Consider the following 23,748-nt stretch of genomic DNA (forward strand, 5'->3'; position numbering starts at 1 on the left):
TCCGCGCGGGATCGCCTCTTTCAGGTGCTAGGCGACCTTGCTCTCGCCGCCGCGATAGCTGTCGATGATGCGCAGGGCGCCAACGCTGTCGACCGGCGGACTGAACAGGAAACCCTGGATCTCGCCGCAGCGCTCTTGCTTGAGCAATTCAAGCTGCGCGCCTGTCTCGACCCCCTCGGCTGTGGTGTCGATGCCAAGATTGGCGCCCAGCCCGATGATGGCCCGCACGATCGCCATGGACTCGCGACTGGAGCCAATGTCGCGGATGAAGGAGCGGTCGATCTTCAGCCGGCTGAACGGGAAGCGCCTGAGATAGCTCATGCTGGAATACCCGGTGCCGAAATCGTCCAGCGCGACACGCACGCCGACATCTTTCAGCCGTTGCAGCAAGGCGAGATTGGCGCCGGTATCGGCCAGCAGCACGGATTCAGTGATTTCGATCTCCAGGCGCGAAGGGTCGAGACCGGATGCAGCGATCGCCTTGCCGACCGTCTCGGCGAAGCGGCCCTGGCGAAATTGAACCGCGGACGCATTCACCGCGATGATGAGATCCTGCGGCCAACAAGCCGCACGCCGGCAGGCTTCCTCGAGCACCCAGCGGCCGATGGCATCGATCATGCCGGTCTCTTCGGCCAATGGGATGAATTCCGCTGGAGATACCATTCCCCGCCGTGGATTTCGCCAGCGCACCAGCGCCTCGAAACCCCGCAAGCCGCCGCTGCGCAGGGAAATGATCGGCTGGTAGTGCAATTCCAGTTCGCGGTCGAAGTCGGCAGAACGGAGTTCCAGCTCCAGTTCCCTGCGCTCCCGCATTTCGGCATCCATCTCCGGTTCGAAGAAATGGAACGTTCCTTTGCCTTCACGCTTCGAGCGATAGAGCGCCAGGTCAGCACATTTCAGCAGCGTGCCGGCATCGCGCGCATCGACCGGCGCAATGGCGGCTCCGAGGCTGGCACCGATGGAAAGCTTGTGTCCTTCATAGCCATGCGGCTGGGAAATGGCCTGGATGATCCGCCCGGCCAGCAGTTGTACGTCGTCCCGGCTCAGCGCGCCGCGCAGCAGCACGGCGAATTCATCGCCACCGAGACGCGCGACGAGATCCGTACGACGCAGCAGCCGGCGGATCCGGTCGGCGGTTTCGATCAGCAGCGAATCCCCGGCAGCATGCCCCAGAGTGTCGTTGACGGCCTTGAAGTCATCGAGGTCGATCAGGACGAGCGCGAATGGCTGGTGGCCGGCAACCGCCGTGGCTACGGCTTCCTCGATTTCCTGCGAAAAGGTCGTGCGGTTGCCGACACCCGTCAGCGGGTCGTGATGAGCGAGGAAAGAAATCCGCTCTTCCGCCCGCTTGCGCTCCGTCACGTCAACGATGGTCGACAGCGTGGCCGCCTGTCCGCCGACCGTTATCGCACGCGTGTACTCGATGACATCCAGCTCGGCTCCGGATGCCGTTCGATGATGCGCAAAACGCTCGCCGGAGGAACCGACACGCGCAGCGGAATTCGGCTCGAGATTGCGAATGTCCAAAGCGAGGAACGCGGGGCGATCATATCCGTAAAGGTGAAGTGCCGCGGCATTCACGTTGAGGAAGGCACCGGTTGCGATATGGCGCACATACATCGGCACCGGATTGTCGTCGAAAAGCGAGCGGAACAGCACCTCGCGGTTGCGGATTTCGCGCACATCGGTCAGCGTCACGGCAAGAAGACCGTCGGTTTCGACGACACCGACCTGCAAGGAAATGACTTCGCCAGCGAGATCGTATTCGAGTTCGAGCGAAGGCGCGGCAGCACCTTGCGCGCGGTCGCGGTTACGCCGGTCGAGCAAGCGCGCCAGGCATTCCGCCGCACTTACCTCCGACAACAGGCGGAACCGCATGTCTTCGGCAGGCGCGCCGAGCATCCGCGCGGCGGCATTGTTTATGCTGAGCACCTGGTAGTCGCGCGGCGATGCGCCGACACCTTCCAGCGGGCTCAGCGCAAGGATACCTTCGTCGGTCGAATTGATAAGCAGACGGGCAAGATCGACCTGGCTTTTGCGCGGCCTTGCGAAGACCAGGAAGTACTCGCCCGGCCAGCGGCAGGACAGCGGCAGCGCCAGAACCTCCATGGTCGACACCATGCCGTCGATGATCGATCGGCAAAGCGTCAGATACGGGCGCGCGGCCAGGCGCGCGAGATCGATGGCGTCGTTCACCGCACGCCGAACGGCAAACGGCAAAGCGGAAAGGGAGACCGGGGCCTCCGCAATATCGGCCAGGCCACGGAAGCGCGATCCCGCGCGCAGGATGAACCCCCTCGCGGCCTTCCGCCACCCGCACCACTGCCAGTTCATCGGCAAAACGACCGACGCTGCCCAGCGCAAGTTCCTCGTAAGGCGGCAAAACGCCGTCGATGCAAGCCGCCTGCCAGCGGCGCAGCATCAGTCGTACATCTTCGAATTCCGTGTCGATCCGGAAGGCGCGATCCGTCGGGCCTGCTGGACTGTGCTCGATCGGCTTTAGCTGCCTTGCAAGCTCATCCGGTTCCTTGATCCGCACCGCAATCGACATCATTCAGCCCCATTGCCGCAACACCCCACGGCCCGGCATGCGCCGGGCTTCAAGGCGGAGTCGCATCGATTTTCAGCACATGCCGGACAAGTTCCGGCTCGGCGTGACGGCATCATGCCCGCACAACATCCTTGAAGCGCGCGCCATAGCAGGCACGTTAGCGGGCGCTTACTTACTTCTTGCTTAAGCCGGATGTCATATACCCGTCATACTTCGGAGAGGCTCAACCCATCAGGATCGGCCGAATGAGATTCAGATGACGGAAGGTGAAATCGAAGAAACTGCTGATGCGCGGCGTCTGGCGCAGATCGGCCCGGGTGAGGAGATACCAGCCGCGCGCAAGGTCTTGCACCGGCGGGAGAACCTGGACCAGATCATCCTCCATGTCCGCGATGGTGGTCGGCAGCGGCGCGATACCGACACCCGATTTCACGGCATGCAGCACGCCGAGCACGCTGTTGTTGCGCGCCGTGATCCTGGCACCGGGTGCAACGGCGGACAGCCATTTCGCCGCCCGGTGATTGATGAGCATTCCATCGAAGCCAACGAGCGCGTGATCGCCGAGATCGTCGATCCGTTCCGGCCGGCCGTGATGCTGAAGATAGCTTTTGCTCGCGTAAACCGCCCATATCGAATCGGCGATCTTTCGGCCGATCAGCGTTTCGTCATCCGGTTCCCCGGAACGCAGCGCCACATCCGCTTCGCCTTTTGCAAGGTCGAGATAGCGGTCGCTCATCACGAATTCGATCTTCAGACCCGGGTATTCCTCGTGGAAGAGATCGAGGTAGGACGATCCGACGAGGCGCGATACCAGCGGCTCGGGACAAGTCAAGCGAATGATCCCGACAAGTTCATCGCCATGGGCGCGGATCTGGTTCTGGAGAAACGAGATGTCCGTCTCCACGCGCTCAGCGGCCGGAAGCAGCGCCTCGCCAAGGCTGGTAAGCCTGTAACCTGTCGCATGGCGGACCACGAGCGCAAAACCGACGCGTCGCTCCAGTTCGACAAGCCGCCGATGAACGGTGGACTGGTTGACGCCCAGCACTCGCGCGGCCGCCAGCGTGCTGCCCTCGCGTGCGACAGCAAGCAGATAGCGCAAGTCGTTCCAGTCGAACATCCTGATGTTATGCGCTTCTGCCCGACGGCTCTGCAAGCTTGCGGCTGCCGCAAAGGCCGGCCCTGCATTAGCCTGCATCCAGGAACGATGGAGGGAAGCGATGCACAAGACCATGGCGACCAGTGACGCCATCGCCGGCATGACCGTCGGCGTCACCACCTCGGCACAACCCTCGGGCGCCGCCAAGCTCTCAGTCTTGTGCCGCGAGGCGGCGACCGGCATGCCGACGGAGGAGACGCAGGAGATCCGGGTCCTGCTGGCCAGGCTCGATCCAGGCGATCGCACGCCTCATCATAGGCACCGCCATCCCGTGACGGTCTACATGCTGGAAGGAACGTTCACGCTTGAACTCGAGGGCCGGGCACCGGTGGACCTGAAGGCAGGCGACGTCTTCGTCGAACCGCCGCACATCGCCATGATCGGCCGCAATCTCAGCGCCGATACCCCTGCGCGGATGGTGATCTTCTATGCCAGCACACCGGATACACCGTTCGCCGACCCTGTCCCTTGAACGCAAAACGGCGGGCCTTTCGGCCCGCCGTCTCTTCGCCGTAGCGGAGATCTTACTCGGCGCTGGCTTCGGCCGGTGCTTCGGTCGGCGCGGCAGCGGCAGCCACAGCGGCGGCTGCATCTTCCTGGGCCTTCTTCAGCAGGGCGGCGCGTTCCTGTGCCTTCTTGCCCGGCTCGGCCTTGGTCGGGTTGTTGCGGGCTTCGCGCTTGGCAATGCCGGCTTCGTCGAAGAAGCGCAGCACGCGGTCGGTCGGCTGTGCGCCATTGCCCAGCCAATGCTTGGCGCGGTCGGCATCGATCTTGATGCGCTCGCCATCCTTGGGCAGCAGCGGGTTCCAGGCGCCGATAGCCTCAATGAAGCGGCCGTCGCGCGGCGAGCGCGCGTCGGCAACGACGATGTGGTAGTAAGGACGCTTCTTCGAGCCCGCGCGGGCCAGTCTGATCTTCAGTGCCATTTTTTTCTCCTAAAGCTCTGATTCTCGTTGATCGGGTTACGGCCGGGTTCAGCCGGTTTTGCTTGCGCCGTTTTCCGCGGCGATCTGTTCGTGATGGCGGATAACTTCGCGGATGACGAAGTTCAGAAATTTTTCCGCGAAATCGGGATCGAGTTGCGCTTCTTTGGCAAGCCGGCGCAGCCGCTCGATCTGCTCTGTCTCACGCTTCGGGTCGGCAGGCGGCAAGCCGTGCGTGGCTTTCAGCACACCGACCGCCTTGGTGCAGCGAAAGCGCTCCGCCAGCATGTGAACGAGCGCGGCATCGATGTTGTCGATCGAAGCGCGATAGCCGGCGAGTTGGCCTCGGGCGGTTTCCATTGCTTTTTCGTCGCTCATCGCCGCCTCACTTCTTCTTGCCGAGACCCGGCAAGCCACCCGGGCCGCCGAGACCAGGGAGCTTCAGGCCGCCTGGCAGACCAGGCAGACCGCCGCCACCCAAGCCGGGAAGCCCTCCGGGCATTCCGCCCGGCAGCCCCTTGCCGAGCCCTGCAGCCTCAGCCTGCTTCTGCAGGGCTTCGAGCTGCTTGGGATCCATCTTGGAAAGATCGGGCATGCCGCCCATGCCGGGCATCATGCCGCCAAGGCCCATCTTGTTAGCCAGCCCGCCCATCAGGCCGCGCATCATGCCACCGCCTTTGCCCTTGCCGCCCATCGCCTTCATCATGTCGGCCATGCCGCGATGCATCTTCAAGAGCTTGTTGATCTCGGCGGCGTCGGTGCCGGAACCCGCTGCGATACGCTTCTTGCGGCTGTGCTTCAGAAGGTCCGGATTTGCACGCTCGGCCTTGGTCATGGAGGAGATGATCGCGAGCTGACGGCCAAACATCTTGTCGTCGAGGCCGGCAGCAGCCATCTGGTCCTTCATCTTGCCCATGCCGGGCATCAGACCCATGATGCCGCCCATGCCGCCCATTTTCTGCATCTGGCCAAGCTGGTCGGCGAGGTCGTTCAGGTCGAACTTGCCGGACTGCATCTTCTTGGCCATCGCCGCGGCCTTTTCCGCGTCGATGGTTTCGGCAGCCTTCTCGACCAGCGAAACGATATCGCCCATGCCGAGGATGCGGTCGGCGATACGCTTGGGGTGGAACTCTTCCAGCCCGTCCATCTTCTCGCCGGTGCCGATGAGCTTGATCGGCTTGCCGGTGACGGCGCGCATCGACAGCGCCGCGCCACCGCGGCCATCGCCATCCATGCGGGTGAGGACAAGACCGGTGATGCCGACGCGGTCGTCGAAATTCTTGGCGAGGTTGACGGCATCCTGACCGGTCAGCGAGTCGGCCACCAGCAGGATTTCGTGAGGGGTCGATGCCTTCTTGATATCGGCCATCTCGACCATCAGCGGCTCGTCGATATGCGTGCGGCCGGCGGTGTCGAGAATGAGGATATCATGGCCGCCAAGCTTGGCCGCCTGCACGGCGCGCTTGGCGATGTCGACCGGCGTCTGCCCGGCAATGATGGGCAGCGTCGCCACCTTGGTCTGCTCGCCGAGCTGGCGCAGCTGTTCCTGCGCGGCTGGACGGCGCGTATCGAGCGAAGCCATGAGCACTTTCTTGCCCTGGCGCTCGGTCATCCGCTTGGCGATCTTGGCACTGGTCGTCGTCTTACCCGAGCCCTGCAGACCGACCATCATGATCACGACCGGTGCCGGCGCGTTGAGATCGATGGCAACGCCCTCGGCACCAAGCATCTCGACCAGTTCGTCATGCACGATCTTGACGACCATCTGGCCAGGTTTGATCGCCTTCAGAACCGCAGCACCGACCGCCTTCTCGCGCACCTTGTCGGTGAACGAGCGCACGACCTCCAGTGCGACGTCGGCCTCGAGCAGCGCGCGACGCACTTCGCGCAGCGCGGCCGAAACATCGGCTTCCGACAGCGCGCCGCGGCCGGTAAGGCCATTCAGAATTGAGCCAAGTCGCTCTTGTAGCGATTCGAACATGCTTCTTCCTTCGATCCCGGATGGTCAGACCCGAGAGGTAATACGCCCGTATCGATCATCCAAGCAAAGCCCAAAACCAAAAAGCACCCGGGGGCGCACAGCGCTGCCGGATGTTGGCCTCCGGGATCGATGTGACGCGCATCTTGCAGCGCTCGCCACGTCCCGGTCGGCTTTCGCGAGAATGATCGTCGCGGAAGTTGGCGGCCTTTGACAGGAAAAATGGGCGAGAGTCAAGAGAAACGGCGGAAATCGGCCGTTTCGACTGCTCAACCGAGATCCGGCGACACCCTGAGCAACGAACGCGGATGCAACAGGAGCAATGCGGTCAGCAGGCTGGACACGACGCCGATGCCCGCGATCAGGATCGCGTCGATGCCCGCCCAGCCAGCACCTTCCAACGACCGCGCCTCGAACAGCGCGAAGCCGGAAAGATTGGCCTGGTGCGATATCAGCAGGAAACCGAACAGGTTGTTGCCGAGATGCGCGCCGAAGGCGGCGCCGAGATTCCCGGTCGAATAGACGAGCGCCATCAGGACCGCCGCGAAGACGCCGACAGAAACAAGTGCGGCTGCGTTCATCGCCGGTGTGGAACTTCCATTCCAGTGCAGCATGGCGAAGACCAGTGTCGGCAGCAGCGCCCACACCAACGGGCTGCGGAAACGACTGGCCAGGCCGCGCGGTAGGTAACCGCGAAACAGAAGTTCTTCCGAGGATGTCTGGACGAAGCCCAGCAGCGCCACCGGCGCCAAAGCCAGCAGCCAGGCGGTGAAGTCAATCGTCCCGCGCTGGACCACGGGATCGATGAGATACAGCAGCACCTCCGAAAAAATCGAGGTGAGGATAACGGCAATAAAACCCTTGAGAAAATCGGATCGGGAAATCCGATGGCTGTTGCCGAAAAGGGACGAAAGCGGCTCGCCATGAATCCATCGCATCACCAGCCAGGCGCCGGCCCATATGCCGCAGAATGTGACGAGCGCCGTCAGCACGCCTATGGGCGAGGCGAGGAAAGGCTCCATCCCATAGCCACTTGGCCGCAGCGACACGGGCACGAGCCCAACCAGTCCCCAACCCAGCCGAACCACCGCAAAGGTCGACAGCGTCCAGATAAGCACGATGACCACGGTGCCGAGGATAAGACGCAACAGCGTCGTCTTGCCATTTGGGCTCGAACGGTAGCGCTGGAAGGCTGTCGGTTCGGTGATCATGCGGGCTCTTTCGATTACCCGCAAATTGTATCGGGCATCGCCATGACTAGGCGATGCCCGGGCCCCTCGCAATCAGGTTGCAAAGGCTAGGTTAAAAGTTCGCAGGCGTGGCTACCGAAGCCGGTCTCAATCGCCCACATAGACGATATGCCGGGACGACGGGCTGACGATCACCGGCTCGCCATTCACATAGGCATAGCGATAGTCGTAACCGGGAACCTCACGCAGCACGACCGTATCGGGCAGCGTGGCACCTATTCGAACCTCATCCTCGATATCGATCGGATCGATCGCGTTTGTCCTGACATAGCTGCGCACTTCCATCGGCGGTACTGGCGCGTCCACTTCATCGTCCTGGACAATCGAACCGGTGGACAACTCGTCGTCGCTGAGAGCACCGGGTGTTTCGATGACGGTCACACCGGAATCCACCGGTCGTTCGGTCAGCACCACGCGTTGGCCTGCGAATTCGGAGGTGACATAGTCCGAGTTGACCCAGGCGCGGTTGCCGGAACTGCCGACGGCGCACCATTTCGACCCTTGCAGGCATCCATCCAGCACAGCGGTCTGGCCTGCCGCCAAAACACCCACGACTGGGTACCGCGCGCCAGGACCGGCGCGCATGTTGAGGTCCCTATCGGCCGATACGAGCGTATCCGCCCATGCCGAGCCTGACATGGCAACCAGTGTTCCCGCGACCGCGGACAACAGCAATGTTCTCATTGTCTTGCTCCTTCGTTGTGTCCCTCGGGGACCCAAACGCCTCCCTCTCCCATGCGTTCCCGCTAAAGTTTTGACCAATGCTCACGCTTTGTTCCGCATTGTCGTTGCAGGTGAGCCGCAGGTTCTCGCACATCGACCGGCCGACCGGCCGATATTTGCAAAAAACGCTTGATTGGCGCCGGGTTCTGCCCTTTAGCCGGAGCATGGCGGGCGGCCAGGCAAACGTCGGTGACAAGCACGGGTTTCGCTGGCAAATTCGCCTCGCGAGGTGATTCAGGCAACCAGGAGATGAGAATGGCATTGCGTGCCAAGGGAAAGGTTTTCGCAGCCGCGGCGGCGCTTTGGCTGCTGACGGGCGCCAGCCAGGCGGCCGAATGCGGCAAGACTTCCGCCGGATTCGAGGAATGGAAGGCGGAGTTCGCGCAGGAGGCCCAGGCTGCCGGCGTCAAGGGTCGCGGGCTTGCAGCGCTGAATGGCGCAACATACGCCGCAGCAACCATCAGGGCCGACCGGGCCGTCAAGAAGGCTTTCAGCGGGTCGGTGGAAGATTTCATGAGGCGCCGGGGCGCTTCGACGATCATTTCGCGTGGCAAGTCGATGAAGAAGGCGAACGCGGCGCTCTTCAACAGGATCGAGAGCACCTATGGCGTGTCGCCCGGCGTGCTGCTTGCGATCTGGGGCATGGAAACCGGCTTCGGCGCCGCCATGGGCAAGCAGAATACGGTCTCGGCCATCGTGACGCTCGCCTATGACTGCCGCCGTCCGCAGTTCTTCTACCCCCATGCCATTGCGGCGCTCAAGCTTGTCGATCGCGGCGCGCTGAGCGCCAGCTCGGTGGGCGCGATGCATGGCGAGATCGGCCACACCCAGTTCCTGCCCGGCAACGTCCTGAAATATGGCGTCGGCGGCGCAAATCTGCGTGACAAGGAAACCGCGCTTGCTTCAACCGCCAACTTTCTCAAGGGACATGGCTGGCAGGCCGGCGTAGGCGCGGAAGGAAACATGGGCGCGATCGCCGGTTGGAATTCCGCCAGCGTCTATCAGCAGGCAATCGCCCGCATCGCTTCTGCTATCGACAACAATTGACGGGACCGGCCGAGCAGAAGCTCGGCCATCGAGGATCGCTCATCGGGCGGTCCTCGCCTATTTCCCTTTTATGACCTTCCAGATCTCAGTGGACCGGCTCTCCTGGAGACGGTTGATGTCGGAATAGGTAATTCGTCCGCTTGCGAAAGCTTTGACCAGGCGCTGGCAGAAAATCGCTGGCACGCGCTCTTTCGACACACCCATGAAGGTCCTGAACTCTTCCTTCAGGGAAAGAGGGATCGTGGCATAGTGCTCTATGCACCTGTCGATGCCGGCCTTGATATCCGGCTTGTTCCCGGCTTGGGCGGTTTGACCGCTGGTCAGCACCACGACCGCCGCAAGCGATGCGTAGAATTCTTTCTTCATGGAAGGCCCCCCAGCCGAACAAGGCCAGAGCGTATCGAAGGCGACCGAAAGTTCAAGCCAGCACGACACTCGCGAGGCGGCTGCCCCATGAAATTGTCTGCTTGTCCGCCGACGATAGCCGCCTTCGTCCCGTTCGCTACTTGACCTCGATCTTGTAGGAGCATCCCGCAAGCACTTTGCCCGGATGCGACTCGACCGTGGAAACGTTGAGACTGACGCGCGTGGCAAGCGTCAAGCCTTCGGACGTCTCGGTCTTCTCCAGGATGACCTTCTCGCCGAGGAATTTCTGCTCGGTGGAAATCATCGGCTCGATGCCGAGCTTCTTTGCCAGATCGGTGGCGGTGACGCCCTCGAGCACCGCCATCGGACCGCTTGAAGTGAAGACCAGGGCCTTCGTTTCCGTGCCGAAGACAGCCAGCGGCTTTTCCAGTTCATACTGAGACAGGAAGGGATTGCCGCTATCGACCTTGCGCCAGCCGAGCTCTCCAGCCGCCTCAGGTTCGCCCGTCAGCCAGAAGGCAAGACCATTGTAAGTCGGTACGTCGGCTCTGCATTCGACCAGCGCAGGCAGATCCAGTGCAGCCGGATCGAACTCCTGCGCGGCGGCGGGCAATACCGTCGTCGGAACCATGAGACCGACGACGGTGAAGGCGACCGCGCGCACGGTCAGCCGCGCTTGTTGCGAGCGGCGAGTGTGCGCAGGCGCAGCGCATTCAGCTTGATGAAGCCGGCGGCGTCCTTCTGGTCATAGGCGCCCTGGTCGTCCTCGAAGGTCACCAGCTTGTCGGAATAGAGCGACCTAGGGCTCTCGCGGCCGATGACCATGACATTGCCCTTGTAGAGCTTCAGCGTCACTTCACCTTCGACGTCCTTCTGGCTGAGGTCGATCGCCGCCTGCAGCATCTGCCGCTCGGGTGAGAACCAGAAGCCGTAGTAGATCAGTTCGGCATAACGCGGCATCAGCTCGTCCTTGAGGTGCGCAGCGCCACGATCGAGCGTGATCGATTCGATGGCACGGTGCGCAGCGAGCAGGATTGTGCCGCCCGGCGTTTCGTAGACGCCGCGGCTCTTCATGCCGACGAAGCGATTCTCGACGAGGTCGAGACGGCCGATACCGTTGTCGCGGCCGTAATTGTTGAGTTTGGCAAGCAGCGTCGCCGGCGACAGACGTTCGCCATCGATCGAGACCGCGTCGCCCTTCTCGAAGCCGATCTTGATGACGGTCGCCTTGTCCGGCGCAGCTTCCGGCGAAATCGTGCGCATGTGAACGTATTCGGGCGCCTCGACCGCCGGGTCTTCCAGCACCTTGCCCTCGGAAGACGAGTGCAGCAGGTTCGCGTCGACCGAGAACGGCGCTTCGCCCTTCTTGTCCTTGGCGACCGGGATCTGGTGCTGTTCGGCGAATTCGAGCAGGTGCGTGCGGCTCTTGAAGGACCAGTCGCGCCACGGCGCGATGATCTTGATGTCCGGGTTCAGCGCATAGGCCGAAAGCTCGAAACGCACCTGGTCGTTGCCCTTGCCGGTCGCGCCGTGGGCAATCGCGTCAGCGCCGGTCTTTTCGGCGATCTCGATCAGATGCTTGGAGATCAGCGGACGAGCGATCGAAGTGCCGAGCAGATAGACGCCTTCATAGACCGCGTTGGCGCGGAACATCGGGAAGACGAAGTCGCGCACGAATTCCTCGCGCACGTCCTCGACGAAGATTTCCTTGATGCCGAGCATCTCGGCCTTGCGGCGCGCCGGCTCCAGTTCTTCGCCCTGGCCGAGATCGGCTGTGAAGGTGACGACCTCCGCACCGAGCTCGGTTTGCAGCCACTTGAGGATGATCGAGGTATCGAGACCGCCCGAATAGGCGAGCACAACCTTCTTGACGTCTTTGAGCTTGGACATGTCGCTCCGGTCCTGCGCGTGGATTTTCCGGGTGGCGAGGTATCACGCACCTTCTGGCCAGCGCAAGGGACCAGCAGTCCGCCAAAGGTGGGACATGGGTCCGCTAGCGCGCGAGCGCGTGCCGCGTTATAGCGATGGCATCCTTGCTTGGGGCCACCGATGTCCTTCATTCCCGATACGACGACACTGATCCAGTTCGCCATCGCCACCTTCATCCTGGCGATCACGCCTGGGCCTGACATGACGCTGTTCGTCAGCCGCACCCTGAGCCAGGGGCGCGCAGCCGGCTTCGCCTCCATGGCGGGAGCGCTCTCCGGCACGCTGATCCACACCTCGCTGGTGGTGGTCGGCATTTCGGCGCTCATCGTTGCCTCGCCGATGGCGTTCTTCGTGCTGAAGATCTTCGGCGCAGGCTACCTCGTCTTCCTCGCCTGGCAGGCCATCACCAAGGGCTCGGCTTTCTCGCCGGAGAAGAAGATCGGCCCAAAGGTCTCGCTCACCCGGGCCTGGGCAGCCGGATTGGGCGTCAATCTGCTCAATCCCAAGATCATCCTGTTCTTCATGACCTTCCTGCCGCAATTCGTTTCCGCGCATGACCCTCACGCACCGGGCAAGCTGTTCTTCCTGGGCGCGATGTTCGTGGTGCTGTCCATTCCGGTCACCGCGCCGATGGTGTTCGCGGCGGAAAAATTCTCGGTGGCGATGAAGGCAAGCCCACGCGTGACGCGAGCCGTGGACTATCTGTTCGCCGGCGTGTTCTCGGCCTTCGCGCTCAAGATCCTGACGGCCCAGGCGAAGTAGGCGGATTGCCTTCCGACCACCAGCTGGCCGCCCAGCGGCCAGCACAGAGCCAATAGAAGATACCGCCGACCATTCCGGCGCCGACGATGCCCAGGATGACACGCGTGTCGGTGACCGCGAAATCGGGATCGCCGGATTGCCAGGCGACGCCGAGGACGATGCCCGCGATCACGCCGCCGCCCAGCGCATAGAACAGCCAGTCGCGCCGGGCCATCACCTCGGCCACCAGGATGAGCAGCGCAGAAGGTGCAAAAGCGAAATAGGCGACGAAGATCGCCAGAAGCGGGATCGTGACGACAAGCGGGCCGCCCGCCATCCAGCGGGTTTCTTCCGCGCTGAACCCGATCGCGCCAAGGAACAGAACATTGATGAAAGCACTCGCCGCCAGCACCGCGATTGCATAACCGAACAGAATGACGAGGCAGCGGACGAAATAGGCCGCGAAGCGGTTCACTCGCCGTGTCCCGCGATCATCATCGCCTCGAGCGCCAGACGCTCGGATTTCTTCAGCCGCTCCGATTCCGACTTCAATTGGCCGCAGGCTGCGAGGATATCGCGGCCGCGCGGCGTGCGGATCGGCGAGGCATAGCCGGCATTGTTGATGAAATCGGCAAACTTCTCGATCGTCTCCCAGTCCGAACACTGGTAGTTGGTGCCGGGCCAGGGATTGAACGGGATCAGATTGATCTTGGCCGGGATGCCCTTGAGCAGCTGCACCAGCGCCTTGGCGTCTTCCAGGCTGTCGTTGACGTCCTTGAGCATCACATATTCGAAGGTGATGCGGCGCGCATTGGAAAGGCCGGGATATTTGCGGCAGGCGTCGATCAGGTCCTTCAACGGATACTTCTTGTTGATCGGCACCAGAAGGTCGCGCAGATCGTCATTCGACGCATGCAGCGAAATCGCCAGCATCACGCCGATCTCTTCGCCGGTGCGGAAGATTTCCGGCACCACGCCTGAGGTGGAAAGCGTGATGCGCCGCTTGGACAAGGCCAGTCCATCACCATCCGAAGCGATCAGCAGCGCCTGCTTCACCGCCTCGAAATTATAGAGCGGCTCGCCCATGCCCATCATGACGATGTTGGAGACCTTGCGGCCTTCGGCCGGCACGATGGCGCCGGCCGGCGTATCGCGGTCCGGGAAATCGCCCAGCCGGTCGCGCGCGGTCAGCAGCTGCGCCAGGATCTCTTCCGCCGTCAGATTGCGCACCAGCTTCTGCGTGCCGGTGTGGCAGAAGGAGCATGTCAGAGTGCAGCCAACCTGGGAGGAGATGCAAAGCGTGCCGCGCCCCTCTTCAGGGATATAGACCGTCTCGATCTCCACCGGCCTGCCGGCGCCGCGTGGCGGAAAGCGGAACAGCCACTTGCGCGTGCCGTCCGACGAGATCTGCTCCTCGACGATTTCGGGACGGGCAATCGTAAAATGCTGCTCCAGTGCGGTGCGCAGGTCCTTCGAGATGTTGAACATCTGCGAGAACTCGGAAACGCCGCGCACATAGAGCCAGTGCCAGAGCTGCTGCACGCGCATCTTGGCCTGCTTTTCCGGCACGATGCCGGAGGCGACCAGCGCCTCGGCCATTTCAGCGCGGCTGAGACCGATCAGCGAGCCTTTTTGCGGCATGGCTGTACGTGCGGCCAGCGCGGCGCGCGTGTTGCCATCAGTGATATCGAGCGAAAGCGTCATGGCGATCTGGCTTGAACAGAAACAATCCTGGCTAGATAGGGTTCAGGGGCCACATATCACAGCTGCGGCATGGCGTCACGATGGCGTGATTAGCGACCGCTGGGCAGCCGCATCGAGATCGCTGTCGGCTCCATCGACAACCGTCGTCAAAAAGAAGGGCGGCCGGGTTTTTGACCCGGCCGGTTTCCGACATGTGGGAGATGTCTTGTTCTATTTGCAGCTGGCGATCGACTGCAGCGCCGCCGAAATGCCCTTCAGCGAGAAGGTGTAGGACGTGGGATTGCCGCGGCCGGATTTGGCGGTGACCTTCATCTCCTTGCCTGTCTTCATCGCGGAAATCAGCACCGGTTCCTCGGCGGCGTTTTCGACCCAGGCCGACTTGCCGCGCGTGAACATCGAGAAGGACTTGTTGTCGATGGTGACGACGGCCTTCGAATTCTGCTGGAAATTGTAGCCGGCAATGAACTGCGGCTCATACGAAACCTGCTGGCCCGGGCGCTGGCTGACGAAGAAGAACATGTCGCCATGGTCGAGCGTCGGCGGCTGCTTGTCGGTCGGGACGGTCAACACGTAGCACACCTTGCCGGTCTGCGCCTTGTAACTGTAGGTGCCCCAGGCATTGTGCTGGCCGATCTTGGTCGCTTGCTGCGCCAATGCCGGCGAGGCAACGGCAAGCAGGACCAGGCTGGTGGCTGTGAGGATCAATCCGCGCATCTTATTCCCTGTATTCCATACGGTGCGGGGCCAGGCGGACCCCCGCCCGCCGGTTCGCTTCAGTTTGATTTAATCTGGGTTACCAAAGGGTGAACTTTCGCGTGAAAAGAACACAGCCCTTGGAAACCGCCGCCAATTCCGTGCCTTGGCCGTCTTTTGGACAGGGTACGGTGTCCCGGCGCCGACTTGGAGAGCAGGAAAGCGGCAAGAGTTTGACTGGAATGCCGGACCGGAGCCGCAACAGCCGGGAGATGCGCGAAGCGGCGTCAGCCCTGCTCGGCGATCGCCTTGCGGGCCGCAAGCTTGTGAGCGGGCGTGATATGGGCGCGCACGGCACTGATCGCTGCGGTCAGAACCGCCACGTCATCGGTAAAGCCGATGCCGGCGACGATGTCGGGAATGGCATCCACCGGCAGCACGAAATAGGCGAGCGCGCCGAGCAGGATCGCCTTCACCTTGAAAGGCGTGTCCTTGTCCAGGGCGCAATAATAAGCCGCGACGAGATCTTCCATGAACGGAACCTGCCGCGCCGCTTTCTTGGCGGTCCGCCAGAATTTCGCACGCACATTGTCCTCGCCGATGACCTTGCCGTCGGGCCCGAAGAACTCGTAGTTGCTGCCTTGCACCATCAGTGGTTCCCTCGCATCGCTGCGAAATGTGGGGACCGGCGCGATCCTTCACAAGATGCAACCGTTTCAGTCGATTCAATCGACTCAGTTACCCGCGAAGCGGTCCATCTTCTTGGCCAGTTCGAAATCGAGCGCCGTCAGCCCCCCGACATCATGGGTGTTCAGCGTGACATCGACCGTCTTGTAGACATTCGACCAGTCGGGATGATGATCCATTTTTTCGGCTGCCAGCGCTGAACGCGTCATGAAGGCGAAGGCCTCCGAAAAATTCTTGAATTCGAATCTGCGGCGGATCGACTTCCCGTCGGCGGCGAGCGTCCAGTTCTCGAGTCCGGCCAGAAGCGCGGCAATGGCCTGTCCGTCCAATTTTTCTCTCGTCATGGCTTGCTTCCGTGCTATCGCGGTTAGGCATGTCGCGCAAAAGTGCTTAGCGGTTTTGCGATGACGACATGCGCAAAAACAAAACCTGACGCGCAAGAAGCGAAGCTGAAATCGCGATGTGCATCAGAACTGGCAGGATAACGTAGCGTCGGATGCGCGTGGAACCCCAAAAATCGACCCTCCCAAGATCGGTCCTTTTTGTCTGTCTCGGCAACATCTGCCGCTCGCCGCTGGCCGAAGGTGTCTTCAGGGAGGTCTTGGTCACGCGCGGGATGGAGCGGAATTTCCTGCTCGATTCGGCTGGCACCGGCGGCTGGCACGCCGGCTCGGCGCCGGATCCGCGTTCCATCGAAATCGCCGCGCGCCATGGCATCGACATTTCCGGGCAGAAGGCGCGCAAGGTTTCTCGGGAAGATTTCGCCCGCTTCGATCTGATCTTCGGCATGGACCGGTCGAACGTCGCCGATCTCAAGGCCATTGCACCTGAGGCGGCGCAGGGTCGTATCCAGCTCTTCCTGGAATTCGCCGGCGACCCCAGCCGTGAGGTGCCGGATCCTTATTATGGCGGGCCGGAAGGCTTCGCTTCGGTCTACCGCATGATCCGCGAGGCGTCGGAGGCCATCGCCACCCGATTGGATGGGCGCGTCGCGGCATCCGAAAGCGGCCACGCTTCCTCGACGATGTAAGGTCCGCCGCCAACCGAATCGCGCGACGACATCAGCACAAAACGACCGACCCTGAAGGGCATGGCGGCGAAATTGCCGCGCGCGGACAGATAGCCGGCAACCTCCTGCGGGCTGGAATTGCGCAGTCTCGCCAATGTGACATGTGGCGTGAACTTGCGTGGATCGGTCGGCACGCCAAGCCGTTTGCAAATGCGGTCGATGTCGGCCTGCAGCAGATTGAGGTCTGGCGATGGGATGACGCCGGCCCATACCGCATGTGGCTTCTTCTGCCCGAAGGCGCCAACACCGCAGAGGGTCAACGAAAACGCGGAGCGGTCGATGCGGTCCAGCGCATTGGCAACCTCGTCGGCGACGTGACCTTCGACATCGCCGATGAAGCGCAACGTCAGATGGTAGTTTTCGACATCGATCCAGCGGGCGCCGGGCAGGCCGCCCCTGAGCAGGGAGAGCGAAAGCGCCGCATCGCGCGGAATTTCGAGGGCCGTGAAAAGACGTGGCATAGGGAGCCTCCTGTCCTCGAATCGAACTCTCGATTCACAGCGAATCACTGAAAAGCGGCGGGAGCAAGGGGTTTATTTCACGATACCCAGGCGCCAGCCGCCGATCCCGCAGCCGGCTCAGGACTTTGCCGGCAGTGCCTTGATCGCTTTTTCGACCGCGGGAAGGATACGCTCGACGATCACGTCGATACCCTTTGCATTGGGATGCATCTTGTCCTCCAACTGCAAGGCAGGGTTGCCGGCGACGCCGTCCAGAAAGAACGGATAGAAAGCCACGCCGTATTTTTCGGCCAGCCGCGGATAGAGTGTGCCAAACGCTTCACCATAGGCATGACCGAGATTGGGAGCGGCCAGCATGCCGGCCAGCAGGACAGGAATCTTACGCTCCTTCAATCGTGCCAGCATCTTGTCCAGGTTGTCCTCGATCATTTGCGGATCGATGCCGCGCAGCATGTCGTTACCGCCGATCTCGAGGACGACCAGCCTGGTGCCATCGGGAACCGACCAATCGAGCCGAGCGCGGCCACCACTGGAGGTATCGCCTGAAACCCCCGCATTGGCGACGACGACGTCATAACCCTTGGCCCGCAACGCTGCCTGCAGCCGCTCGGTGAAGGCTTCGCCGGGGGCAAGGCCGAAGCCCGCCATCAGGCTGTCGCCGAACCCGACGATCTGGACTTGTTCGGCCCGAACGGGTGAAGTCAGCACGAACGCAAGGAAAAGCGCGACAAAAGCAGTCAGATGTTTGAAAGCCATGCGACAGAACCCATATCACCGGGGCAGTCCTGCCCACATTCCTCCCATATAGGACAATTTCGTGACTGATGCCGCCATCCAGCTGAGGGACGTGTCGCTAACGCTGGGCGAGGGCGCTTCGTCGGTGCATGTGCTCAAGGGAATCAGCCTCGATGTCGCCCCTGGCGAAGCCACAGGCATCGTCGGGCCGTCCGGTTCGGGCAAGTCTACTCTCCTGATGGTGTTGGCCGGGCTGGAACGTGTGGATGCGGGAACGGTGCGCATCGCGGGCGAATTGCTGAACGGCAAGAACGAGGACCAGATCGCGGCCTTCCGTGGCCGCAATGTCGGCATCGTCTTCCAGTCCTTTCATCTCATCCCCAACATGACGGCGCTTGAAAATGTCGCCGTGCCGCTCGAACTGGCTGGCGCCGCCGATCCGTTCGGCGTTGCCGCTCGTGAACTGGCGGCCGTTGGCCTTGCCGATCGCGTCACCCATTATCCGGGCGAGCTTTCGGGTGGCGAGCAGCAACGCGTGGCGATCGCGAGAGCACTCGCCCCCTCGCCGCGCATCCTGATTGCCGACGAGCCCACCGGCAATCTCGACCAGGCCACCGGCAAGCAGGTAGCCGATCTGCTTTTCGCAAAAGCAGCCGAGCGCGCCATGACGCTGGTTCTGGTCACCCATGATCCTTCCCTGGCGGCTCGCTGCACGCGGCAGGTGGCAATGCGCTCCGGCCGCATCGAAGCCGATGCCGCTCCAGTGAAGATCCCGGCCTAAAGGACCGGCGAATGACGGATAGCGGCCCCGCCCGACCGGTTTCACCAGCCAGAACCCTGGCTCTGGCGATTCGTTTTTCAGTGCGCGAGATGCGTGGCGGCCTTTCCGGGTTCCTGATTTTCCTCGCCTGCATTGCGCTCGGTGTCGCGGCCATCGGCGGCGTCAATTCGGTGGCGCGCTCGATTTCGGACGGTGTCGCTGCCCAGGGTCAAACGCTGCTTGGTGGTGACATCCGCTTCCAACTCAACCAGCGCGAGGCAAATTCGGCGGAGCGGGCTTTTCTCGATGGATTGGGCGCGGTCTCGGAAAGCTCCGGCATGCGTTCGATGGCGCGTCTGCCGGACGGCTCCGACCAGGCGCTGGTCGAGGCCAAGGCGGTTGACGGCGCCTATCCGCTCTACGGTGATTTGCAGACCGAGCCCAGTCTTGCGCGCGGAGACTTGTTTGGGGAAGTGGCCGGCGTTTTCGGAGCGGCGGCACCTGACCTGTTGTTCGAACGTCTGCATCTGCAGCTCGGCGACTCCATCAAGCTCGGCAACGCGACATTCGAGCTGCGCGCCAGGCTGACCGGTGAACCGGACGCGGTATCGGACGGCTTCGGTTTCGCACCCCGCCTGCTCATCTCGCGAGAAGGGCTCGCCGCTTCCGGGCTCGTTCAGCCCGGCAGTCTGGTGGAGAACGCCTACAAAGTGCGTCTGCCTCGGAATGCCCGCGAAGCCGATATCGAAACCATCCGCCGGCAGGCAACGGAGAAATTCCCGGAAGCGGGCTGGTCCATCCGCAATCGCACCAATGCGGCACCGGCCCTGGCATCGAATATCGAACGCTTTTCGCAGTTCCTGACGCTGGTGGGGCTGACGGCGCTGGTGGTCGGCGGCGTCGGCGTCGCCAATGCCGTGCGTGCCTATCTGGACGGCAAGCGTTCGGTGATCGCCACCTTCAAGAGCCTCGGCGCTTCCGGCGGTTTCGTTTTCACCGTCTACCTGGTGCAGATTCTGATAATCTCAGGGCTCGGCATCACAGTCGGTCTCGTGCTCGGCGCGGCGATGCCCTTCGCGGCGAGTGCGGCATTGCAATCGGTCATTCCGATACCGGCGGAAGGCGGCTTCTATCCCGCTTCACTGGCGCTTGCGGCGCTTTTCGGCGTGATGGTGACGCTTGTCTTCGCGCTCCTTCCGCTCGGGCGTGCCCGCAACGTGCCAGCCACTGCCCTGTTTCGCGAAATGGGCTTCGAAAGTACCGGATTGCCACGTTTGCCCTATGTGGCAACCGCATCTGTCATTGCAGTCGCACTGGCAGCGCTCGCGGTGTTCATGGCGAACGATCGTCGCATAGCAGCAATCTTCGTCGGCGCGACGGTGTTTTCGTTCCTTGTGCTGCGGGTCGTCAGCGCGCTCGTCCAATTCCTCGCCAGGAAGAGCCCGCGGGTGCGTTCCACGGCGTTGCGGCTCGCCGTCGGCAACATCCATAGACCAGGTGCGCTCACGCCTTCGGTCGTGCTGTCATTAGGGCTGGGGCTGACACTGCTGGTTACGCTGGCACTGATCGACGGCAACCTCCGGCGCCAGATCGGCGGCAGCCTGCCCGAACGCGCGCCCAATTTCTTCTTCGTCGATATCCAGGCGGCCGACGTCGATGCCTTCGCCGCCCTGGTCGGCAAGGAGGCCCCGGCAGGCGCGCTGGCCAAGGTACCGATGCTGCGCGGCCGGCTCATGGCCCTGAATGGCGTTCCCGTGGACAAGGTCAAGGTACAGCCGGAAGGCGCCTGGGTTCTGAGAGGCGACCGCGGCGTCACCTATGCCGCCGTCAAACCGGAAAACGCCACGCTGATCGAAGGCACATGGTGGCCGGCCGACTATCAGGACGAACCGCTGGTTTCCTTCTCCGCCGACGAGGCGAAGGCGCTTGGCTTGAAACTCAATGACACCGTGACGGTCAACGTGCTCGGCCGCAACATTACGGCCAGGATCGCCAGCTTCCGCCGCGTGCAATGGGAAAGCATGGGTATCAATTTCGTCATGGTGTTCTCGCCCAACACCTTCGCCGGCGCGCCGCATTCCTGGCTGGCCACGCTGTCGGACAAATCGGCGACCGTTGCGGATGATGCCCGCCTGCTCAATGCGGTGACGCGCGCCTATCCGACGGTGACCACCGTTCGGGTCAAGGACGCGCTCGACGTCGTCAACCAGCTCGTCGGCCAGATCGGCACGGCTATCCGTGCCGCCGCCGGCGTGGCGCTGGTCGCCTCGGTGCTGGTGCTGGCAGGGGCGCTGGCCGCCGGCAACCGGGCCCGTGTACACGACGCTGTGGTGCTGAAGACGCTGGGCGCCACGCGGCGCACGCTGATCGCCGCCTTTTCGCTGGAATACATGCTGATCGGCCTGGCCACCGCCATCTTCGCCCTTTTTGCCGGCGGCATGGCGGCATGGTTCGTGATCTCGAATGTCATGACGCTGCCTTGGATGTTCCTGCCCGAAGTGGCCATCGGTACGATCTTGCTTTCCCTGATCGTCACCGTCGGCATCGGTCTCGCCGGCACATGGCGAATCCTCGGACAGAAGGCAGCGCCGGTGCTGCGCAGCCTTTGACGGCTGAGCGCCCTGCCGAAGATTTTGATTAATTTTCGGTAAGAAAAGGCCTGTTTTAGCGAAAAACGATGGCCTTTTGGCCATTCACAAAGCGTTGCAGGCCGTTACGGTCTTGTTCTTGTCGACAATAACCCTCATATTTCGGGCAGGCATGCTGGAGCCCCGCCAGCGGCGCCTGGGTTTCGTTGGAGGAACCTGACACCCGACGGGGCAGAGCTACAGAGGAATCCCATGTCTGACTTCCGCAACTATCAAACGCGTAGCGTGCCGGTTGGAAGCCGTGCCGACGCCGGCATCGACGAAGGCCTGCGCGCTTATATGCTCAAGGTCTACAACCTTATGGGCCTTGGTCTGCTGATCACGGGCCTTGCCGCTGTCGGTACCGTCATGCTGGCCACCACGACCGACCCTGCCTCGGCCGTCGCCACGCTGCCGAACGGCGATATGCTGACGTCGTTCGGTTACGCCATCTTCGCCTCGCCGCTGCGCTGGGTCGTCATGCTTGCCCCGCTTGCCGCGGTGTTCTTCCTGTCGTTCCGCGTGCAGTCGATGAGCGTTTCGGCCGCGCAGACCACCTTCTGGGTCTACGCCGGCCTGGTTGGCCTGTCGCTGTCGTCGATCTTCCTCGTCTACACGACGGCATCGATCTCGCAGACTTTCTTCGCCACCGCGGCCGCCTTCGGCGCGCTGTCGCTCTATGGCTACACCACCAAGCGTGACCTGACCGCGATGGGCTCGTTCCTGATCATGGGCGTGTTCGGTCTGATCATCGCCTCGGTCATCAACATCTTCCTGCAGTCGTCCGCGCTGTCCTTCGCCGTCTCGGCGATCGGCGTTCTGGTGTTCGCCGGCCTCACCGCCTACGACACCCAGAAGATCAAGGAGATGTATTACGAGAACGACGACACGCTCGTCGCCGGCCGCAAGGCCATCATGGGCGCGCTGTCGCTCTATCTCGACTTCATCAACATGTTCATGTTCCTGCTGCAGTTCATGGGCGACCGTCGCTAAGACGGGTCCTGGACCAGCGAAATCGAAGGGGCGGCCCAACGGCCGCCCCTTTTCTTTTGTGCCCAGTTTTGCTGTTGTTAAAGGCATAAAGGATGAGTGCACAAAAAATGAGCAATCTGACGATTCGCGATGCGGAACCCGCCGACCTTGACCGGATAACCGAAATCTATGCGGATGCCGTTACCAACGGCACGGCCTCCTATGAACTTGAACCGCCGAGCCGAAAGGAGATGGGCGCGCGCTACGAATCATTGCGGGCTGGCGGTTTCCCCTATCTGGTCGCCGCTGATTCGGACGGAGCCATTCTCGGCTACGCCTATGCAGGTGCTTTTCGGCCACGCCAAGCCTACCGTTTCATCGTTGAGGATTCGGTCTATGTCGCGCCTGAATCGAAAGGTCGGGGCGTCGGCCGGCAATTGATGGAACGCCTGATCGAGGCAACGCGGGCGCTGGGCTTCCGGCAGATCGTCGCGGTGATCGGCGACGGCCACCCTGACAGCGCCTCCGTGAAACTGCACGAGAGGCTTGGCTTCAGCCATTCGGGCCGCCTTGTCGGCTCAGGCTATAAGCATGAACGCTGGCTGGACACGGTGTTCATGCAGCTCGAGCTGAACGGCGGTGCATCGCTTCCGCCCGATCCGGTATCTTGGCCCGAACGGAAATTCCGGCAAGGCTAGATGCCATCAACAAATTGAAAACTATGGACTTTTAAGCCTTCACCAGTTTCAGCCTGGTATCGAAGATCCCAAGCACGCGGGCAAGTTCATGGCCGCGCTTCAGGATGCGGCCGCCGGCGGCGATGACGGCGAATGCGCCTTGCCGCCGCGCCAGTTTCGGGTCCTTGACGATCTGGAACAGCGGCACTTCGGAAGCGCGTCGATAGACAGAAAACACGGCCCGGTCGGTAAGGTGATCGATGGCATAGTCGCGCCATTCGTTGGCGGCAACCATGCGTCCATAGAGGCGAAGAATGAGATCGAGTTCCCGCCGCTCAAAGGCAACGGGCAGATCGAGACGCTCGCGTCGCGCCTCATGTAGCGGGATCAGTATTGCGGATGCGTCCCCATCCTCCGTCCCGCCACCACGGTCCATCATGCCTTTGTCCTCAGGCTGAATCGTTTGCTGGCAACAGGGTCGCGCTTTCGGATCGCAATTGCAAGGGCGCTTGCGAATCTGTCGTCGCGTCAGCAGCCGTCATCAATGGAGGGCGCGTCTACTCACGTTTGCGAACGATGTGTTGGAATTGGTGATTCCCTGCCACATTCTCGCCGTCTTTTATCCGCGTTGTCGCCCCAATATCCGACGAACTTGCGGGTGTTGCCTGAGACGGTTCGGTCCGGCACTGACTCGTAAAC

27 protein-coding genes are annotated in these 23,748 nt (G+C 62.2%); 9 read left to right on the top strand and 18 right to left on the bottom strand.

Translation table 11 applies throughout. The features are described from left to right. Positions 1–27: 27 nt before the first annotated feature. Positions 28–2,196, bottom strand: coding sequence for an EAL domain-containing protein (locus AO692_RS12460; RefSeq protein WP_161808068.1), 2,169 nt, complete (start codon positions 2,194–2,196; stop codon positions 28–30). 91 nt (positions 2,197–2,287) lie between these two features. Here AO692_RS12460 and AO692_RS33140 point away from each other — a divergent pair, with 91 nt between their 5' ends. Beyond that, complete coding sequence (locus tag AO692_RS33140; RefSeq protein WP_054310372.1) at positions 2,288–2,503, top strand: hypothetical protein; 216 nt, start codon at positions 2,288–2,290, stop codon at positions 2,501–2,503. Positions 2,504–2,774: 271 nt separating this feature from the next. Here AO692_RS33140 and AO692_RS12470 read toward each other — a convergent pair whose 3' ends face one another. Then, positions 2,775–3,668: a LysR family transcriptional regulator gene (locus AO692_RS12470; RefSeq protein WP_054310373.1), complete on the bottom strand. Its 894-nt coding sequence runs from the start codon at positions 3,666–3,668 to the stop codon at positions 2,775–2,777. Between the two features lie 100 nt (positions 3,669–3,768). Between AO692_RS12470 and AO692_RS12475 the strand changes: the two genes are divergently transcribed. Beyond that, positions 3,769–4,179 (top strand): cupin domain-containing protein, encoded by a 411-nt coding sequence (locus AO692_RS12475; RefSeq protein ID WP_054310374.1) that lies wholly within the window; start codon positions 3,769–3,771, stop codon positions 4,177–4,179. A gap of 52 nt (positions 4,180–4,231) precedes the next feature. Here the strand turns inward: AO692_RS12475 and rpsP are convergent, their stop codons facing one another. From rpsP to AO692_RS12500, 5 genes are all read right to left on the bottom strand, one after another. Then, positions 4,232–4,633: a 30S ribosomal protein S16 gene (gene rpsP, locus AO692_RS12480; RefSeq protein WP_054310375.1), complete on the bottom strand. Its 402-nt coding sequence runs from the start codon at positions 4,631–4,633 to the stop codon at positions 4,232–4,234. A gap of 48 nt (positions 4,634–4,681) precedes the next feature. Further along, the gene (locus tag AO692_RS12485; protein WP_054310376.1) at positions 4,682–5,008 is read right to left on the bottom strand and encodes a chorismate mutase; all 327 of its coding nucleotides are present in this window, start codon (positions 5,006–5,008) and stop codon (positions 4,682–4,684) included. Positions 5,009–5,015: 7 nt separating this feature from the next. After that, positions 5,016–6,611 carry a signal recognition particle protein gene (ffh, locus tag AO692_RS12490; protein WP_054310377.1) on the bottom strand — a complete coding sequence of 532 codons (1,596 nt, stop codon included), beginning with the start codon at positions 6,609–6,611 and terminating at the stop codon, positions 5,016–5,018. A 266-nt stretch (positions 6,612–6,877) separates the two neighbouring features. Beyond that, positions 6,878–7,819 carry a type II CAAX endopeptidase family protein gene (locus AO692_RS12495; RefSeq protein WP_054310378.1) on the bottom strand — a complete coding sequence of 314 codons (942 nt, stop codon included), beginning with the start codon at positions 7,817–7,819 and terminating at the stop codon, positions 6,878–6,880. A 126-nt stretch (positions 7,820–7,945) separates the two neighbouring features. Then, positions 7,946–8,542 (bottom strand): DUF1236 domain-containing protein, encoded by a 597-nt coding sequence (locus AO692_RS12500; RefSeq protein WP_054310379.1) that lies wholly within the window; start codon positions 8,540–8,542, stop codon positions 7,946–7,948. A 294-nt stretch (positions 8,543–8,836) separates the two neighbouring features. Between AO692_RS12500 and AO692_RS12505 the strand changes: the two genes are divergently transcribed. Further along, positions 8,837–9,628 (top strand): lytic transglycosylase domain-containing protein, encoded by a 792-nt coding sequence (locus tag AO692_RS12505; RefSeq protein WP_054310380.1) that lies wholly within the window; start codon positions 8,837–8,839, stop codon positions 9,626–9,628. A 57-nt stretch (positions 9,629–9,685) separates the two neighbouring features. On the opposite strand, the gene AO692_RS12510 is transcribed toward AO692_RS12505, so the two are convergent. The 3 genes from AO692_RS12510 to AO692_RS12520 form a co-directional block, all read right to left on the bottom strand. Beyond that, the gene (locus tag AO692_RS12510; protein ID WP_054310381.1) at positions 9,686–9,994 is read right to left on the bottom strand and encodes a hypothetical protein; all 309 of its coding nucleotides are present in this window, start codon (positions 9,992–9,994) and stop codon (positions 9,686–9,688) included. 136 nt (positions 9,995–10,130) lie between these two features. Beyond that, complete coding sequence (locus AO692_RS12515; RefSeq protein ID WP_244483345.1) at positions 10,131–10,658, bottom strand: hypothetical protein; 528 nt, start codon at positions 10,656–10,658, stop codon at positions 10,131–10,133. 2 nt (positions 10,659–10,660) lie between these two features. After that, positions 10,661–11,884 (bottom strand): argininosuccinate synthase, encoded by a 1,224-nt coding sequence (locus AO692_RS12520; RefSeq protein ID WP_054310382.1) that lies wholly within the window; start codon positions 11,882–11,884, stop codon positions 10,661–10,663. 159 nt (positions 11,885–12,043) lie between these two features. Here AO692_RS12520 and AO692_RS12525 point away from each other — a divergent pair, with 159 nt between their 5' ends. Beyond that, positions 12,044–12,685, top strand: coding sequence for a LysE family translocator (locus AO692_RS12525; RefSeq protein ID WP_054310383.1), 642 nt, complete (start codon positions 12,044–12,046; stop codon positions 12,683–12,685). Here AO692_RS12525 and AO692_RS12530 read toward each other — a convergent pair. The 5 genes from AO692_RS12530 to AO692_RS12550 all read right to left on the bottom strand — a co-directional run bounded on the left by AO692_RS12530 (position 12,657) and on the right by AO692_RS12550 (position 16,092). Next, positions 12,657–13,139, bottom strand: a complete 483-nt coding sequence (locus AO692_RS12530) for a hypothetical protein (protein WP_054310384.1) — start codon at positions 13,137–13,139, stop codon at positions 12,657–12,659. The genes AO692_RS12525 and AO692_RS12530 overlap by 29 nt on opposite strands. Next, complete coding sequence (rlmN, locus tag AO692_RS12535; RefSeq protein ID WP_054310385.1) at positions 13,136–14,368, bottom strand: 23S rRNA (adenine(2503)-C(2))-methyltransferase RlmN; 1,233 nt, start codon at positions 14,366–14,368, stop codon at positions 13,136–13,138. The genes AO692_RS12530 and rlmN overlap by 4 nt, the downstream gene beginning before the upstream one ends. 210 nt (positions 14,369–14,578) lie before the next feature. Next, positions 14,579–15,082 (bottom strand): invasion associated locus B family protein, encoded by a 504-nt coding sequence (locus tag AO692_RS12540; protein WP_054310386.1) that lies wholly within the window; start codon positions 15,080–15,082, stop codon positions 14,579–14,581. Positions 15,083–15,348: 266 nt separating this feature from the next. Then, positions 15,349–15,711: a YkvA family protein gene (locus AO692_RS12545; protein ID WP_054310387.1), complete on the bottom strand. Its 363-nt coding sequence runs from the start codon at positions 15,709–15,711 to the stop codon at positions 15,349–15,351. Between the two features lie 84 nt (positions 15,712–15,795). Further along, a complete protein-coding gene (locus tag AO692_RS12550; protein WP_054310388.1) occupies positions 15,796–16,092 on the bottom strand; it encodes a 4a-hydroxytetrahydrobiopterin dehydratase in 297 nt (98 codons plus the stop codon). A gap of 152 nt (positions 16,093–16,244) precedes the next feature. Here AO692_RS12550 and AO692_RS12555 point away from each other — a divergent pair, with 152 nt between their 5' ends. After that, positions 16,245–16,778 (top strand): low molecular weight protein-tyrosine-phosphatase, encoded by a 534-nt coding sequence (locus tag AO692_RS12555; RefSeq protein ID WP_054310389.1) that lies wholly within the window; start codon positions 16,245–16,247, stop codon positions 16,776–16,778. Here AO692_RS12555 and thpR read toward each other — a convergent pair. Further along, complete coding sequence (thpR, locus tag AO692_RS12560; protein WP_054310390.1) at positions 16,682–17,278, bottom strand: RNA 2',3'-cyclic phosphodiesterase; 597 nt, start codon at positions 17,276–17,278, stop codon at positions 16,682–16,684. The two genes, AO692_RS12555 and thpR, sit on opposite strands and share 97 nt — an antisense overlap. 117 nt (positions 17,279–17,395) lie before the next feature. After that, the gene (locus AO692_RS12565) at positions 17,396–18,034 is read right to left on the bottom strand and encodes an arylesterase (RefSeq protein ID WP_054310391.1); all 639 of its coding nucleotides are present in this window, start codon (positions 18,032–18,034) and stop codon (positions 17,396–17,398) included. A gap of 61 nt (positions 18,035–18,095) precedes the next feature. Here AO692_RS12565 and AO692_RS12570 point away from each other — a divergent pair, with 61 nt between their 5' ends. The 4 genes from AO692_RS12570 (at position 18,096) to AO692_RS12585 (ending at position 23,070) form a co-directional block, all read left to right on the top strand. Next, entirely contained in the window at positions 18,096–18,794 is a 699-nt protein-coding gene (locus tag AO692_RS12570) for an ABC transporter ATP-binding protein (RefSeq protein ID WP_054310392.1), read from the top strand. A gap of 11 nt (positions 18,795–18,805) precedes the next feature. Then, positions 18,806–21,382, top strand: a complete 2,577-nt coding sequence (locus tag AO692_RS12575) for an ABC transporter permease (RefSeq protein WP_054310393.1) — start codon at positions 18,806–18,808, stop codon at positions 21,380–21,382. A 231-nt stretch (positions 21,383–21,613) separates the two neighbouring features. Next, entirely contained in the window at positions 21,614–22,393 is a 780-nt protein-coding gene (locus AO692_RS12580; protein WP_054310394.1) for a Bax inhibitor-1/YccA family protein, read from the top strand. A gap of 107 nt (positions 22,394–22,500) precedes the next feature. Further along, positions 22,501–23,070 carry a GNAT family N-acetyltransferase gene (locus AO692_RS12585; protein WP_054310395.1) on the top strand — a complete coding sequence of 190 codons (570 nt, stop codon included), beginning with the start codon at positions 22,501–22,503 and terminating at the stop codon, positions 23,068–23,070. A 31-nt stretch (positions 23,071–23,101) separates the two neighbouring features. Here AO692_RS12585 and AO692_RS12590 read toward each other — a convergent pair whose 3' ends face one another. After that, positions 23,102–23,488 carry a DUF2794 domain-containing protein gene (locus AO692_RS12590; RefSeq protein ID WP_054310396.1) on the bottom strand — a complete coding sequence of 129 codons (387 nt, stop codon included), beginning with the start codon at positions 23,486–23,488 and terminating at the stop codon, positions 23,102–23,104. Positions 23,489–23,748 lie beyond the last annotated feature (260 nt).

The sequence above is a fragment of the Mesorhizobium sp. 1M-11 genome, assembly GCF_001303895.1.
Classification (GTDB): Bacteria; Pseudomonadota; Alphaproteobacteria; order Rhizobiales; family Rhizobiaceae; genus Mesorhizobium.

Coding starts and splice junctions, on each gene's coding strand:
- AO692_RS12565 (WP_054310391.1), bottom strand. CDS start 18,034: ATGGCTTTCAAACATCTGACTGCTTTTGTCGCGCTTTTCCTTGCGTTC.
- AO692_RS12585 (WP_054310395.1), top strand. CDS start 22,501: ATGAGCAATCTGACGATTCGCGATGCGGAACCCGCCGACCTTGACCGG.
- rlmN (WP_054310385.1), bottom strand. CDS start 14,368: ATGACGCTTTCGCTCGATATCACTGATGGCAACACGCGCGCCGCGCTG.
- AO692_RS33140 (WP_054310372.1), top strand. CDS start 2,288: ATGAACCCCCTCGCGGCCTTCCGCCACCCGCACCACTGCCAGTTCATC.
- rpsP (WP_054310375.1), bottom strand. CDS start 4,633: ATGGCACTGAAGATCAGACTGGCCCGCGCGGGCTCGAAGAAGCGTCCT.
- AO692_RS12495 (WP_054310378.1), bottom strand. CDS start 7,819: ATGATCACCGAACCGACAGCCTTCCAGCGCTACCGTTCGAGCCCAAAT.
- AO692_RS12540 (WP_054310386.1), bottom strand. CDS start 15,082: ATGCGCGGATTGATCCTCACAGCCACCAGCCTGGTCCTGCTTGCCGTT.
- AO692_RS12525 (WP_054310383.1), top strand. CDS start 12,044: ATGTCCTTCATTCCCGATACGACGACACTGATCCAGTTCGCCATCGCC.
- AO692_RS12520 (WP_054310382.1), bottom strand. CDS start 11,884: ATGTCCAAGCTCAAAGACGTCAAGAAGGTTGTGCTCGCCTATTCGGGC.
- AO692_RS12550 (WP_054310388.1), bottom strand. CDS start 16,092: ATGACGAGAGAAAAATTGGACGGACAGGCCATTGCCGCGCTTCTGGCC.
- AO692_RS12470 (WP_054310373.1), bottom strand. CDS start 3,668: ATGTTCGACTGGAACGACTTGCGCTATCTGCTTGCTGTCGCACGCGAG.
- AO692_RS12475 (WP_054310374.1), top strand. CDS start 3,769: ATGCACAAGACCATGGCGACCAGTGACGCCATCGCCGGCATGACCGTC.
- AO692_RS12500 (WP_054310379.1), bottom strand. CDS start 8,542: ATGAGAACATTGCTGTTGTCCGCGGTCGCGGGAACACTGGTTGCCATG.
- AO692_RS12505 (WP_054310380.1), top strand. CDS start 8,837: ATGGCATTGCGTGCCAAGGGAAAGGTTTTCGCAGCCGCGGCGGCGCTT.
- AO692_RS12590 (WP_054310396.1), bottom strand. CDS start 23,488: ATGATGGACCGTGGTGGCGGGACGGAGGATGGGGACGCATCCGCAATA.
- AO692_RS12485 (WP_054310376.1), bottom strand. CDS start 5,008: ATGAGCGACGAAAAAGCAATGGAAACCGCCCGAGGCCAACTCGCCGGC.
- ffh (WP_054310377.1), bottom strand. CDS start 6,611: ATGTTCGAATCGCTACAAGAGCGACTTGGCTCAATTCTGAATGGCCTT.
- AO692_RS12575 (WP_054310393.1), top strand. CDS start 18,806: ATGACGGATAGCGGCCCCGCCCGACCGGTTTCACCAGCCAGAACCCTG.
- thpR (WP_054310390.1), bottom strand. CDS start 17,278: ATGCCACGTCTTTTCACGGCCCTCGAAATTCCGCGCGATGCGGCGCTT.
- AO692_RS12545 (WP_054310387.1), bottom strand. CDS start 15,711: ATGGTGCAAGGCAGCAACTACGAGTTCTTCGGGCCCGACGGCAAGGTC.
- AO692_RS12510 (WP_054310381.1), bottom strand. CDS start 9,994: ATGAAGAAAGAATTCTACGCATCGCTTGCGGCGGTCGTGGTGCTGACC.
- AO692_RS12555 (WP_054310389.1), top strand. CDS start 16,245: ATGCGCGTGGAACCCCAAAAATCGACCCTCCCAAGATCGGTCCTTTTT.
- AO692_RS12580 (WP_054310394.1), top strand. CDS start 21,614: ATGTCTGACTTCCGCAACTATCAAACGCGTAGCGTGCCGGTTGGAAGC.